The 13,192-nt window shown below is 66.5% G+C and carries 13 protein-coding genes and 1 pseudogene; 1 reads left to right on the forward strand and 13 read right to left on the reverse strand.

Annotated features, from left to right (window positions below; translation table 11 throughout):
* Window positions 1-33 precede the first annotated feature (33 nt).
* The 11 genes and pseudogenes from OL239_RS12710 to OL239_RS12760 all read right to left on the reverse strand — a co-directional run bounded on the left by OL239_RS12710 (window position 34) and on the right by OL239_RS12760 (window position 11,840).
* Window positions 34-3,137 (reverse strand): annotated as a pseudogene (locus tag OL239_RS12710) (glycoside hydrolase family 2 TIM barrel-domain containing protein).
* Window positions 3,134-4,090, reverse strand: a complete 957-nt coding sequence (locus OL239_RS12715) for a carbohydrate ABC transporter permease (RefSeq protein ID WP_268909258.1) — start codon at window positions 4,088-4,090, stop codon at window positions 3,134-3,136. Before OL239_RS12715 ends, OL239_RS12710 begins: the two are co-directional and overlap by 4 nt.
* Window positions 4,087-5,031: a carbohydrate ABC transporter permease gene (locus tag OL239_RS12720; protein WP_268909259.1), complete on the reverse strand. Its 945-nt coding sequence runs from the start codon at window positions 5,029-5,031 to the stop codon at window positions 4,087-4,089. The genes OL239_RS12715 and OL239_RS12720 overlap by 4 nt, the downstream gene beginning before the upstream one ends.
* Window positions 5,028-6,368: an ABC transporter substrate-binding protein gene (locus OL239_RS12725; protein WP_268909260.1), complete on the reverse strand. Its 1,341-nt coding sequence runs from the start codon at window positions 6,366-6,368 to the stop codon at window positions 5,028-5,030. Before OL239_RS12725 ends, OL239_RS12720 begins: the two co-directional genes overlap by 4 nt.
* Before the next feature lie 199 nt (window positions 6,369-6,567).
* Entirely contained in the window at window positions 6,568-6,981 is a 414-nt protein-coding gene (locus OL239_RS12730) for a VOC family protein (RefSeq protein ID WP_268909261.1), read from the reverse strand.
* A 97-nt stretch (window positions 6,982-7,078) separates the two neighbouring features.
* Window positions 7,079-7,216, reverse strand: a complete 138-nt coding sequence (locus OL239_RS12735; RefSeq protein ID WP_268909262.1) for a hypothetical protein — start codon at window positions 7,214-7,216, stop codon at window positions 7,079-7,081.
* A complete protein-coding gene (locus OL239_RS12740; RefSeq protein WP_442864303.1) occupies window positions 7,213-7,758 on the reverse strand; it encodes a GNAT family N-acetyltransferase in 546 nt (181 codons plus the stop codon). Before OL239_RS12740 ends, OL239_RS12735 begins: the two co-directional genes overlap by 4 nt.
* A gap of 120 nt (window positions 7,759-7,878) precedes the next feature.
* Entirely contained in the window at window positions 7,879-10,377 is a 2,499-nt protein-coding gene (gene uvrA, locus OL239_RS12745) for an excinuclease ABC subunit UvrA (protein WP_442864304.1), read from the reverse strand.
* Between the two features lie 123 nt (window positions 10,378-10,500).
* Window positions 10,501-10,818, reverse strand: coding sequence for a hypothetical protein (locus tag OL239_RS12750; protein WP_268909265.1), 318 nt, complete (start codon window positions 10,816-10,818; stop codon window positions 10,501-10,503).
* A 26-nt stretch (window positions 10,819-10,844) separates the two neighbouring features.
* On the reverse strand, window positions 10,845-11,183 hold the full coding sequence (locus OL239_RS12755; protein WP_268909266.1) for a hypothetical protein: 339 nt from the start codon (window positions 11,181-11,183) through the stop codon (window positions 10,845-10,847).
* Between the two features lie 321 nt (window positions 11,184-11,504).
* On the reverse strand, window positions 11,505-11,840 hold the full coding sequence (locus OL239_RS12760) for a hypothetical protein (RefSeq protein WP_268909267.1): 336 nt from the start codon (window positions 11,838-11,840) through the stop codon (window positions 11,505-11,507).
* A gap of 49 nt (window positions 11,841-11,889) precedes the next feature.
* On the opposite strand from OL239_RS12760, the gene OL239_RS12765 reads away from it, so the two are divergent.
* Complete coding sequence (locus tag OL239_RS12765; protein ID WP_268909268.1) at window positions 11,890-12,321, forward strand: pentapeptide repeat-containing protein; 432 nt, start codon at window positions 11,890-11,892, stop codon at window positions 12,319-12,321.
* A 28-nt stretch (window positions 12,322-12,349) separates the two neighbouring features.
* On the opposite strand, the gene OL239_RS12770 is transcribed toward OL239_RS12765, so the two are convergent.
* Both OL239_RS12770 and OL239_RS12775 read right to left on the reverse strand, forming a co-directional pair.
* Entirely contained in the window at window positions 12,350-12,910 is a 561-nt protein-coding gene (locus OL239_RS12770; RefSeq protein WP_268909269.1) for a dihydrofolate reductase family protein, read from the reverse strand.
* Between the two features lie 64 nt (window positions 12,911-12,974).
* The gene (locus OL239_RS12775) at window positions 12,975-13,181 is read right to left on the reverse strand and encodes a VOC family protein (protein ID WP_268909270.1); all 207 of its coding nucleotides are present in this window, start codon (window positions 13,179-13,181) and stop codon (window positions 12,975-12,977) included.
* Between the last annotated feature and the right edge of the window lie 11 nt (window positions 13,182-13,192).

Here is a 13,192-nt window from a genome sequence, read left to right on the forward strand (position 1 = left end):
GGCATGGCGCCGGGCGGGATGCCGGCGCCTTGCTTACGCCGGAGCACCGAACCTCAGCTGCAGACTACGGGCCTGCGGTTTCAGGATGAAATCCGGCCAGACGTCGGGCCCGCAGGCCCGGGATCCCAGCCCGTGCTGCGCCGCATCCAGGTAGAGGTAGGACCGCTCCGACGGCGGTAACTCGTGCGGGTGCGCCGCAGCGGCCAGCTGCTGGGCGGTATGGCGGGAGAGCGTGAAACCGGGGCGCCGGCCCCGCTCATCGGCCAGTGCCATAATCTGCAGCCGGGGGTGCGGTCCTTCGAGCAGCGTCAGTTCCCGCAATCCGCTGCGGTGGGCGCTCTCCTGCGGCCTGGCGTACTCCACGGCGAGCTCGTCGATGCCGGCCGCGTACCGCCCCACCAGGGCCGCGTTAAGGCTGTCCGGGTACGAGGGCAACGGACCGGCACCGAACCAGGCAGCGCCGTCGACGGTTCCCGGCAGGTCAAAGCGCACTCCCGCACGGGGCCACACCAGGTCCCAGCCCGACGTCGGCAGCAGGTCCAGGCGCAGCATCACCTCTGAACCGTCGAGCAGCCACAGCTCGTCCAGGTGAACCGCATTGCGCTGTTCCGCCGCAGCCCACCGGGTCCGCCGCCGCAGCCAGTCCGCGCCGCAGGTGACTGACTCCACGCGGGCAACCAACCGGTCCAGGCCCGCCAGCCGCCAGGTTTCGGCTGCCGGAGGCGCGGGAACCCCGTTGCCGTTGTTCTCGTCCGGATCGGAGCCGTCGTAGGAGCCCCTGCTGGCACCGCGGTCATTGTCCGTGGGCGCACGGAAGAGTTCCAGCCGTGGTCCGTCCGCGGGCATGCCGTTCAGTGCGGCAAGGCGTCCGTGCCGGAATTCAGCCGGTCCCAGGACGATCCTGCCGCCGGGGGTATTGCCTGCCGTGGCCCTCACAACGGTCCGGGGGCGAAGGGCAGCATTCCGTTCGGTCAGGTCCAGCTGAACCGCCGACAGCCTGTGCCCTGCCTCCGCCCAGGCTGTATCAGCGCGCAGTACCGCTTCCACGGTCAGCCACAGTTCGCCGCCGGACCCTCCGGGAATATGCGGCAGGGACACCACTGCAGTCTCCCCCGGGGCGAGCGCACCGCCGGATGCCCCCACGACGTCGAACTCGCCGGAGTCGATCCGGTGCCCGTCCTGCTCCGCGTGCCAGCGGAAGAGGAGGTCCGATGTGTCGGAGCTGTGCCGGAGGTTCATGAGGCTGGCTGAGGGTTTGCCGTCCGACCCCTGCAAGGTGATGCGGACCGGCGCAACGACCTGCTTGAACTCGTGCAGGCCCGGGCTCGGAGTGGAGTCGGAGAGCACCATGCCGTCCGTGATGAAGTTGCCGTCGTGAACCGTTTCCCGAAATCACCGCCGTAGGCAAAGTACTCGGTTCCTTCCGCGGTGTTGGTGCGTATTCCGTGGTCCCGCCATTCCCAGACAAATCCCCCGTGCAGGCGCGGGTAGCGGTCCACCAGGTCCTCGTACTGGTCAATGGCGCCGGGACCGTTGCCCATGGCGTGCACGTATTCGCAGAGGATAAACGGCTTGGTCCGCTGGCGCGCCGATTCGGCGGCCGAACAGCCGAGCAGGAGGGCATGCGAGTCATCCCTGCCGATGGACTCGGTTTCGGGGACCGAGGAGTACATGCGTGAGTAGACATCGGTATACGCACCGGCATAATCGCCTTCATAGTGCACCGGCCGTCCGGTGTCCCGGGCATGGACCCACGCCGCCATAGCTGCGAGGTTGGCCCCGGTTCCCGACTCATTGCCGAGCGACCACATGATGATGCATGGGTGGTTCTTGTCCCGTTCCACTGTGCGCTCCATGCGGTCCAGGCATGCGTCACGCCAGTCGGGATCGTCGCTGGGGTTGCCCGTCCAGCCGTGCGCCTCGAACCCGTGGGTCTCCAGGTCGTTCTCCAGGATCACCCAGAACCCGAGTTCATCCGCCAGTTCCAGCACCCGGGGATGCGGAGGATAGTGGCTGGTGCGGAAGGCATTGACGTTGAACTGCTTCATCATCGCCAGATCGGCGCGGACAAACTCTTCGTCGAAGACACGCCCGAGGTCCGGGTTCGCTTCGTGGCGGTTGACGCCGTGGAAGACCACCCGCTTTCCGTTCACCAGGAACCGGCCGCCGCGTATTTCGACGGTCCGGAAGCCAATCCGCAGCGCGAGGGTTTCTGCCGCGTTGGCGACCGTGGCGTCGTAAAGCCGCGGCCGGTCGGCAGACCAGGGCTCCACCCGGGGCACCGTGACGGGCCCGACGTCGGCCGGCGTGTTCCACGTAACGTCCACGTCCAGTTCGGGCACCGTGAGGGTAAGGGGAAAAGCGTCCTCGCCGGCCCGGATTTCGGGTACCACTTGTCCAGTCCCGTAGGCTCCGTCACCGGCACCGGCGTCCTCCCCGAGGTAGGATGTCTGCAGCCAGACGTCGTCGATGCCGCCGGCGGGGCGTGCCAGCAACGTGACGTCCCGGAAGATTCCCGGAAGCCACCACTGGTCCTGGTCTTCCAGATAGCTTCCCGCGGACCATTGGTGGACCCGCACCGCGATCAGGTTGCGGCCGGGCCGGAGAGCAGCCGTAACGTCGAATTCCTGTGCCAGGCGGCTTCCCGTGCCGATACCGATTTCGGTGCCGTTCACCCAGACTCGGTACATGGACTCCACGCCGTCAAAGCGCAGCAGCACGGCCGCAGCGTCCGCCCATTCCCCGGGCAGCTCAAACGTCCGCCGGTAGTCACCCGTGGGATTGTCGTCGGGTACAAACGGCGGCTGAACCGGAAAGGGGTACTGCACGTTGGTGTAGATTGGCCGCCCATAGCGTCCGTCACCCTGAAGCACCCAGTGGGAGGGCACCGGAAGCGTATCCCAGGAGGAGTCGTCAAAGCCCTCCAGCCCAACGTCGTCAGCTCCTTCGCCCGCGGGCAGGACACCGGCGCTGCCCGGAGTCCCCGGCGCGCCGGACAGCAGCCGGAAGCGCCAGCCGCCGTTGAGGGAGAGTTCCGGCGCATCCGAGCGCAGCCGGGAGCGCGCGGGCGCCCGGCGGCCCGCTCCCGGACGGCGGTCGATGAGATAGGAAGCGTGTTCTGCCGCTGGGGAGGTCATGCCTTGACGGATCCTTCCGTAAGTCCGCCGCGCCAGAAGCGCTGCAGGATGATCATGGCTATTGCCAGGGGGATGACGGAGAGTAAAACACCGCCGGTGGTGAGTTCGTAGAATTCAGGCAGCCGGTCCACCTGGCTCAGCCAGTTGTTCAGGCCCAGCGTGATTGGGAACAGGCTCGTGTCGGAGAGCATGACCAGGGGCAGGAAGTAGTTGTTCCAGATGCCCACCAGCTGGAAGAGGAACACTGTCACGAGCGCCGGCGTGAGCAGCCGCAGGCCGATGGTGTGGAAAATCCGCAACTCGCTGGCACCGTCGATGCGGGCCGCTTCCAGCAGCGACCGGCTCATGGTTTCCTGCGCGTAGATTCGGCACAGGAACAGCCCAAACGGTGACACGAGCGAGGGAAGCAGGACGCTCCAATAGGTGTTCGCGATTCCCATCTGGCTGAACAGCAGGAACAGCGGCAGCGCCGTTGCGGTGCCCGGCACCAGGACACCGCCCAGAATCGTTCCGAACACGAGGTTCCTGCCCCGAAACTCGTACATGGCCAGCGCGTAGCCGCCGGCGGCAGCGAAATACGTGGCGATCAGACCGCCGACCCCGGCGTACAGAATGGAGTTCACGAACCAGCGGACAAACACGCCGCCGTCGTAGCCGAGGACCGACCGCAGGTTCTCCCACAGGGAAAAGGTGGGAGCAAACCAGAATCCGTTCGTGCCGAACAAATCCTCGGTGGACTTGGTGGAGGCAACCACCACCCAGTAGACCGGGACCAGGAAATAGATGGCAACAAGGGCCAGGATCGAGGTGACGATAATCTTCGAAGCCCGGGTGGATCCGGAGGATAAATCCTTGGGCGCTGAGCGCTCCGGGGGACGCCGCGGCGGTGCTGCGGGCTCGGACGTCCCGGCGCCGTCGTCTGCGGATGCTGCGGGAACTGTCCGGATACTCATGGGGACTTCCTGTTCGTCAGCTTGAGGAAGGTGAAGGAGAGGGCGAACGCGACAACGGCGATCAGCACGGCCTGCGCGGCGGCGACGTTGTAGTCGTTGTAAGCGAACGCCGTCGTGTAGGCGCTGAGGTTCGGGGTGTACTGGCTGTCGATAGCCGGTGAGACAGTCATCAGCACCTGCGCTTCGGCGAACAGCTGCAGGGTGCCGATGATGGAGAAGATCGTGGTCAGCAGCAGGGCCGGGCGGATGAGCGGCAGCTGAATGCTGCGGGCGACCCGCCAGGTCGAGGCCCCGTCCACGCGGGCCGCTTCGTACAGCTCTGCGGGAATCGCCTTGAGCTGGGCGACGATGATGAGCATGTTGTACCCGGTGTAACTCCAGAGCACAATGTTCGCGATGGACCACAGCACTGTCGAAGGCCCCAGGAAGTCCGGCGTCACCCCAACCAGGGCTGCGGCGTCAAAGAGCGGGCTCAGGCCCGGGATGTACAGGAAGGACCAGAGGATCGTCGCGATGACGCCGGGGACTCCGTAGGGCAGGAAGTAGGCCGCACGGAAGAAGGACGGCCACTTCGCCGAGGCCGATTCAAGCATCAGGGCCAGTGCCGTGCACAGCACGATCATGACCGGCACCTGCACCGCTCCGAACAGGAGCATCCGGCCGATGGAGGCGGTGAAGTTGCCGTCTTCCAGTGCCTGGACGTAGTTGGAGAAACCCGCAAATCCGCTGGAGATTCCGGATTCCCCGAAGAGGCCGCTGCGGGTGACCTTGGTGAAGCTGGACCCGATGGCCACGATAATCGGCAGGACAAAGGTCAGGATGAACAGGGCCAGGAAGGGCGCCAGCAGCATCCAGGGTGCGCGGGCGGTGGCCTTGTTCCTGCCCGTGGACGGTTTGGTCACCGGCTTGCGTGGTCGCACCGGCTCCAGTGTGGCGGTCATGCCTGCTCCTTCCGGATGGTGAGTCCCTTGTTTTCGAACACGGTCATGATCTGCCGCTCGGCCTCACCGATGGATTCCACCAGCGTGGTTCCCGAGGCTTTCCGGCGGAATCCGTCGCTGAGGATGTTGAAGGACTGCTGGGTGGTGGGCCACCAGGACCAGTCCGGGTTCTGGTCCTTTGCCGCCGGAACAAAGATTTCCCGGTTGTAGGCCTGGCCGCTGAAGAACTCGGAGCCGCCCTGGCGGGAGGTTCCAATGAAGTCCCGGGCCGGGGACCAGCCGATGCCGCTGTTGCTGATCATGGCGTCGATGCCCTCCTGGGAGGTGGTCATCCAGACCGCAAACTCGAGGGCTTCGCGGGGATGCTTGCTGCTGGACATGACCGCCGCCGTCGAGCCGCCCAGATAGCTGGAGCCGAAGCCGGAGCCTTCCCACACGGGCATGGGGGCGCCGCGCCATTTCCCGGCGCCGCCGCTGACGCCCTCCACCAGCGCATCGCCCCAGCTTGCCGTGACCACGGAAGCGATGCTGCCCTGCGATGCCGCCGCAAACCACGCCGGCGTGTAGGCCCCGTAACCGATTTGCACCAGGTCCTTGTCGATGGCCTGGTCGTAGAAGTCCGCCACCATGAGGGTCGCGTCGTCGGTCATGTTGATGACCCAGCCGTCCTCCTCGGCCCTAAACCAGCGGGCACCGGCCTGCCCGGCGAGGGCCGCGAAGACCGAGGCGTCGGCCAGCGGGAAGCAGTCAATGTACACGTCCAGCCGGCGCAGTTCCGCGGCCAGTTCCGCCCACTGCGGCCACGTTGCCGGTGCCCCGGTGGCACCGACGGTCTGGAAGACTTCCGGCTGGTAGAACATTGCCATCGGCCCGGAATCCTGCGGAATTCCGTACACCCCGTCCATGTAGCTGACCTGCTGCCAAAGCGTGGGGTCATACCGGGAGGCGTAGTCGTTGGCACCGTAGCGGGACAGGTCCACCACCCCGTTGACCAGCATGAATTCCGGCAGGGACCGCAGCTCAATCTGCCCGATGTCCGGTCCCGCTCCGGCCGCCAGCGCCGAATAGAGTTTCTGGTATCCGCCCGAGTTCCCACCCGGAATCCAGGCCGCTTCCACCTGCACGTTGGGGTTCGCCGCGTTCCACACGTCCAGGACCTTCTGCAGGTCCTTCAGCCACGCCCAATAGGTCAAGGTGATCTTCTCACCGCCGGCCGGCGCGATGGTGGGCGCCGTGTTAACGGACACTGTGCCCGGCGTTGCACAGCCGGCAAGCATTCCTCCCGCCAAGGCTCCCAGGCCGGTCCCCAGTACCTGCCGTCGGGTCAGTACAGCCATCTGCCGCTCACTTCCTTGTGGTGGCCACGTGCTTCCGGGCATGGCGCCCCGGATAGTTTTCACAGGACGCTACCGAGACACCAGGCGTAACACCAGCCCCATGAGCGGTCCAGGGAACCGGTGTTACCTATTCGTAATTTCCGCAGATCACCGGTTTCGCGTCACACGACGCGGAAAGTCCCGGGTCCGAATCCGCGCTTCAGCCCACGAAGATGCAGAACGGATGTCCGGCCGGATCGGCGTAGACGTATAACGGTTCGTCAGAGTCGTCCGTGCGGTCGAAGAGGAGCTCGGCCCCCAGCGACAAGGCCCTGGAGTGCTGGTCTTCGAGGGCCTTCCGGTCGGGAACGGTGAGGTCGAGATGCATCTGCATGGGCACGTCGGGCAGCGGCCACGTGGTGCGCGTGAGGTGGTCAACGTGCTGGAAGGCAAGGATGCGGTTGCCGTGCGCGTCGGTCAGAACCAGCCAGTCGGCGTCATCGGCTGTGCCCCCGGCCGCGGGCTCGTCCCCCTGCCGGTACCGGAGTCCGAGAAGCTGGCGGTAAAACTCCGCCAGTCCCCGCACGTCGGGAGTGTCCAGGACGGTGTGGAGCAGGTGGGGGAAGCCGGGCATGGCCCAACACTAGCGATCACGGGGTTTCCCCACCAGCGTGCGCGGTTTCAGGGAACGCGCGCCGCGTGTACTGCTTCAGCCGCCTGCCGTCGGCAGTTCATGTGGACTGCTGCGGCTGCTGCCGAGCGCCCGGTGCCGCTGTGCGGTTGTCCCCGCGCTCCTCGCCGTCCGCGTCCACCTGGCCGGTGGCCGTCAGCCCGAGCTTCCGCGCGACGGCGGCCGAAGCCCGGTTCACATCGAAGCGTCCAGGATCCGTTGAAAAAGAAGATGGTCCTGCCAGCTGCCGGCGATCTTAAGATACTGCGGAGCCAGTCCGATGCGTCCAAAACCCGACCGCTGCAGAACCAGCTGAGATCCGGTGTTGTGTACCAAGGTGGCCGCCTGGATTCTGTGCAGTCCCAGCCGCCGGTGCGCCGTATCGACGACGGCGGCAACTGCCGCGGTGCCAATTCCGCGGCCGGCGTACTGCTCGTCGATCCAGTAGCCGAGATTCGCTGAAAGGAACGGACCGCGAACAATCCCGGTCAGCGTGACGGTTCCGATGATCCGTTCTCCGTCAAAAAGGACAAAGGGCACTTCGCTGCCGGCACCGTGCAGCGCCAGTTTGGATTCGATGACGAACCGCTGTCCTGCGGGGGTGAAGAAGGCATCCTCCCGCAGGGGCTCCCAGGGAGCCAGATAGGCGCGGTTCCGCTGGTAGGCAGCTGCGAGAGCGCGGGCATCGGCGGAATCCAGCACAGCAAGCCGGATGCCGTGGATCAGGGTGGCAGCAGGCAACTGCAGGTCGGTAAGCACGCCACAGCCTACCCCGGAGCATCCCTCAAGCCCCGTGCCGGGCCGTTACTCCCCGTGGCCGGCGGCCGCTGTGTCCCCGGGCCGGACGTTCGACCGAGCTCCCTAGCCCAGGGCCTTCAGCGCTGCTGCGAGGTAGGACGACGTTTTGCTGGCAGCACAGGCCGCCACCTCAGCGGCTGTGCCGGCGCAGATGATCCGGCCGCCGTCGTCGCCTCCGGCCGGGCCCATGTCGATGACCCAGTCCGCGGAAGCCACCACGTTCATGGAGTGCTCCACCACCACCACCGTGTTTCCGGCGTCCACGAGCCGGTTCAGCTGGGCCAGCAGCAGGCGGACGTCCTGGGGATGCAGTCCCGTGGTCGGTTCATCGAGCAGGTACAGGGTGTGGCCGCGCCGGGCGCGCTGCAGCTCGGTGGCCAGCTTGATCCGCTGCGCTTCGCCGCCGGAGAGTTCGGTGGCCGGCTGGCCCAGGCGCAGATAGCCGAGGCCGACGTCGAGCAGGGTGTTCAGGCTGCGGGCCGCGGCGGGCACATCGGCGAGGAACTCGGCGGCGGACTCCACCCGCATGCCCAGCACGTCGGCGATGCTCTTGCCGCGGTAGGTAACTTCCAGGGTTTCCTCGTTGTAGCGCGCGCCGCGGCACTGCGGGCAGGGGCCGTAGGTGCCGGGCAGGAACAACAGTTCGACCGCGAGGAACCCCTCGCCCTGGCAGGTTTCGCAGCGCCCGCCGGCCATGTTGAAGGAGAAGCGGCCGGCGTTGTAGCCGCGGGCGCGGGCTTCGTCGGTGCCGGCGTAGAGCTTGCGGACGGCGTCAAAGAGCCCGGTGTAAGTGGCCAGGTTCGAGCGCGGGGTACGGCCGATGGGACGCTGGTCCACCTTCACCAGGCGGTCCAGGTGCTCCAGCCCGGCAATGTCGCGCACCGAGGCGCCGGGATCGGCGTCGCCATGCGCTTCCGCATCCGGATCATCTGCCCGGGCGGCTGCTTCCGCTGCGGCCGCGGCGCAACCGTTGACGTGCTCCCCCACGGTTTCGGCCAGCACCTGGCTGACCAGGGTGGATTTGCCGGAACCCGAAACACCGGTGACGGCGGTGAGCACGCCCAGGGGGATGTCGGCGTCGAGCTCTTTCAGGTTGTGCCGGGTGATGCCTTTCAGGCTCAGCCACCGGTCCGGGGCCCGGCGTGCTGGGACGACCCCCTCGGCCTCGCCGAACAGGAACGGCCGGGTGGCGCTTTCTTCCACATCGGCCAGTCCGGCCACCGGGCCGCTGTAGAGCACGGTGCCGCCGCCGTCGCCGGCCTGCGGTCCCACATCAACGACCCACTCGGCGCTGCGCACCACGTCCATGTTGTGCTCGACGACGAACACCGAGTTCCCGGCGTCCTTCAGTTCCTGCAGCACGGCCAGCAGCGGCTCCGCGTCGGCGGGGTGCAGGCCTGCCGATGGCTCGTCCAGCACGTAGATGACCCCGAACAGCCCGGAGCGCAGCTGGGTGGCAATCCGCAGCCGCTGCATTTCACCCGGCGACAGCGTGGGCGTGGCCCGGGACAGGCTCAGGTACCCCAACCCCAAATCAATGAGCACCTGCAGCCGGGACAGCAGGTCGCGGGTGATCGTGACGGCAACCTCGGTGTCTTCGTTGGACGCCGCGGCCCGGGACGCCGTGCCCGCGGCCTTGAGCTCCGCCGTCGGACGGATAATTTCGGCCAGCTCGCCCAGGGTCGCACCGTTCAACTCGGCGATGTTCCGGCCGGCGAAGGTGACGGCGAGCGCTTCGGGCCGCAGTCCGGCGCCGCCGCAGACCGGGCACGGGCCGGAGACCATGTATTCCAGCACGCGCTTGCGCATCTGCTCGCTGCCCGAGTCCGCAAGGGTATGCAGCACGTAGGACCTGGCGCTCCAGAACCGGCCCTTGTAGGGCTTGGCCACGCGGTCTCGCTGCGGGGTAATCATGACGACGGGCTGTTCCTCGGTGAACAGGATCCAGTCGCGGTCCTTCTTGGGCAGCTTCTTCCACGGCACGTCGACGTCGTAACCCAGGTGGGTGAGGATGTCGCGCAGGTTTTTGCCCTGCCAGGCGCCGGGCCAGGCGGCAATGGCACCGTCGCGGATGGTCAGGGACGGATCCGGAACCAGCGAATCTTCGGTGACGGTGTGCGCGATGCCCAGCCCCGAGCATTCGCGGCAGGCGCCGGCGGCGGTGTTGGGCGAAAACGCGTCCGAGTCCAGGCTGCCCGGCTCGGCATCCGCAGGGTAGGTGCCGCCGCGGGAGAACAGCATGCGCATGGAGTTTGAGAGCGTCGTCAGCGTGCCCACGGTGGAACGGGAGCTGGGGGTACCGCGGCGCTGCTGGAGCGCGACGGCGGGAGGCAGCCCGGTGATCTCCTCCACTTTGGGCGTGGAGCCCTGGGAGAGCAGGCGGCGGGCATAGGGAGCCACGGACTCGAAATAGCGCCGCTGGGCCTCGGCATAGACGGTGCCGAAGGCCAGCGAGGATTTGCCGGAGCCGGAGACGCCCGTGAAGGCGACAATCGCGTCCCGTGGAATGTCGACGTCGATATTCCGCAGGTTGTTCTCCTGCGCTCCGCGGACGCGGACCATGCCGTTGGTGCTCGGGTCAGTGCTTGGGGTGCGGGCAGTTTCCGGGGACAGCTCAGCGGTAGTCATCAGTTTCAGCCTAGCGAGATCGTGCAGGAGCACCTAAATGATAAGCATGCTGTCCGCCTAGAGCGTGACGGCGGCCGGCAGCTGCACGCCGTCCGGAAGCTCAGGGGCGTCGAACTTCTGCCGCTCACATTCGGTGCGCAGCTGGGGATACGTGTCGGCAATCAGATCCAGGATCCGGTTCCGGACGACGAGGTAGGCCTCCCCCACCCCGACAACGCCCTTGAACTCCTTCAGCTCCTCCTCGTAGGAGGTCTGCTGATGCCGCAGGTAGTTCACCGTCAGCCGGTCCAGCCTGGCTTTGGAGGTGTTCCGGCTGGCCGGGGACTGGCTGCGGCGGAGCCGGCCGTTGAAGTGTGCAATGGCTTTGTCCTGCATCTGTTCCCAGGGTTCCGGAACGATGCTCAGCTCCAGTGCTTCCGCTGCCGCGACGGCTTCCTTCTTTTTCGCCAGCGCACGGGTGCGGGCGGCGATCTGCCGGGTCCGGGATGCCTCCGGGCCCGCTGATACTCCGCCGTGACCTCGATGGCCTCCACCCGTTCCAGGGCGTACAGCTTCATGGGAGCGGCCTTGCGGGAAAACGGGTTCCGGGCGGTCTGGTCCGGTTCCGGCAGGAACGTCTTGATCTGCGTGTCCGTCCAGCCGCGCTCCTTTTTCAGGTCGTTGGCGATCAGCATCCCCTCACTGTTGGCCGGTTTGGGCCGCGGCGGATGGTGTTTTCCTCGGGACAATGCAGACTCCACGGATTTCCAGCAGGGACAGGGGAACCCATCCATTCTAGGGACCGGCACGGCAGAGCCGAAAAACCGCATGTCGCCAGGCCCCGCGGCCGGAGTGGGTCCGCTACCCTGTGACCAGTGATACTTCCTATGTCTCTGTGACCCAGAGTTCCGACAGCGCTTCCGGCTCGCTCCGTTCAGGAGCGGTGCTTTCGTGTGCCCGTCATGGGAAACCCCGTACGGGGTTTCCCTTCCCGGCCCATACCGAAACCCAACCGTCTGGAAGATCCCATGTCCTCAATGCCATCCCCCGCATCCGGTTCCTTCCCTCCTGCCCGGGACCGGTCATCCCCTGCGGCCGGACTGCGCCAACTGCTTTGCCCTCTGCTGCACCGCCTTTGGCTTCTCGCGGTCAGCAGACTTTGCCCTCGACAAACCGGCCGGATCCCCTGCCGCAACCTTGGTGACGATTTTTCCTGCACCATCCATGAGAGCCTGGTCCCGCGGGGATTCCGCGGCTGCACCGTCTTTGACTGTTTTGGTGCCGGCCAAACCGTGTCCCAGGGAGTGTTCGCCGGAAAGAGCTGGCGTGAACGCCCGGAGACGACAGATGAGATGTTCTCCGCCTTTCGAATCGTCCGGCAGCTCCACGAAATGCTGTGGCACCTGGCGGAAGCCCAAAGCGGACCTTTGACCCCGATGCTGCCGGGCGGGCGGCCCGGCTAAGCACGTGATCGGGACCGCAATCCAGGGTGGACTGCCGGCGCTGTTGCCGCTGGATGTTCCGGACCTTCACAGCCGCGTGAAAATCACGCTGATGGACGTCAGCGAAGAAGTCCGGGCGCCGTACTTTGCGGCCGGCGGCGACCATCTGGAGGCCGCTCTGCAACCGGGTGCGGACTTGATGGGTGCCAAGCTCGGGTTCCGGCAGCTGTGCGGAGCGGATCTCCGGGGCGCCTACCTGATAGCCGCCGATCTGCGCTGCAGCGACCTCTCGGGCGCCGACCTCCTCGGCGCGGACCTAAGGGACACACGGCTCGACGGCGCGGACCTGTCGAAGGCGCTGTACCTGACGCAGCCGCAGGTCAGCGCTGCGAGAGGCAGCGCTTCCACGCGTCTGCCGCCGGAGGTGTCGATGCCGGCGAACTGGATCCCGGGGTAAGTTTTCGCACTGCGGCACGCACGCCCGACTAACGGTTCACGTTGTAGGTGGCCTGGACCATGCCGTTGTCGAAGCGGCGTTCGCGGACGAGGCGCAGGTTCAGCGACAGTCCGTCCGGAAAAACCCGCGTGCCGCCGCCGACAACGGCGGGGCAGAGAAGGAGCTCGACGACGTCGACCACTCCCAGCAGGAGCGCGGTTGCCGCCAGCGTCGGGCCTTCCACCGTGAGGTCGCCCGTTGCCTCCGCCCGGGCGCGCTCAACCGCTTCCAGCGTGAAGGCCGGTTCCAGCCGTGTATTTGTTGTCCATACGTCATCCAGGGAGGAGGAGAAGACGACCTTCCCGGTGCGCTGCCAAACCTGCGCAAACTTTTCCGATTCAGGTGACCCCTCGGCGGCTGAGGGGTCCGTTTCCCACACCGCCATCGTTTCGTACATGCGGCGCCCGAGCAGATACGTGCTCACCGATTCCGCATCAGCGGTCAGCGCCGCAACCACTGCTTCATCGGGGAATGCCCAGGAGAAGTCCCCCTGCGCATCCGAGTTGTAACCGTCCAGGGAGGAGGCAACGGAGTAGATGATTTTTGCCATGCGCCCACTAAACCGACCGGCTGCGGCGGACGCAAGAGGTGCCGCTAAAGCCCCGGCGGCGCGCTCAGCCTGCCGGTGACAGGAACTCGAGCCGGTTGCCGTTGTTGTCCCGCAAATAGAACCTGCGCATGCCTGGAAAAGCGTCGTCCCACTCGGGCACCAGCCCCCGCCCTTCCACATACCGCGCGAAAGCATCCAGGTTGGTGACCAGGATGCCCGGATGGGCCTTGCGGGCCGGCACGTCGGTGACCTTACCGCCCGGTGCCTCCAACTTACAGACCG

Source organism: Arthrobacter sp. ATA002 (assembly GCF_026898095.1).
In the GTDB taxonomy this organism is placed as follows: Bacteria; Actinomycetota; Actinomycetes; order Actinomycetales; family Micrococcaceae; genus Arthrobacter_B.

Bases quoted from the DNA above. Each gene is read 5' to 3' on its own strand.
- uvrA (WP_442864304.1), bottom strand. From the start codon at position 10,377: ATGGTCCGCGTCCGCGGAGCGCAGGAGAACAACCTGCGGAATATCGAC.
- OL239_RS12720 (WP_268909259.1), bottom strand. From the start codon at position 5,031: ATGACCGCCACACTGGAGCCGGTGCGACCACGCAAGCCGGTGACCAAA.
- OL239_RS12725 (WP_268909260.1), bottom strand. From the start codon at position 6,368: ATGGCTGTACTGACCCGACGGCAGGTACTGGGGACCGGCCTGGGAGCC.
- OL239_RS12715 (WP_268909258.1), bottom strand. From the start codon at position 4,090: ATGAGTATCCGGACAGTTCCCGCAGCATCCGCAGACGACGGCGCCGGG.
- OL239_RS12770 (WP_268909269.1), bottom strand. From the start codon at position 12,910: ATGGCAAAAATCATCTACTCCGTTGCCTCCTCCCTGGACGGTTACAAC.
- OL239_RS12730 (WP_268909261.1), bottom strand. From the start codon at position 6,981: ATGCCCGGCTTCCCCCACCTGCTCCACACCGTCCTGGACACTCCCGAC.
- OL239_RS12750 (WP_268909265.1), bottom strand. From the start codon at position 10,818: ATGCAGGACAAAGCCATTGCACACTTCAACGGCCGGCTCCGCCGCAGC.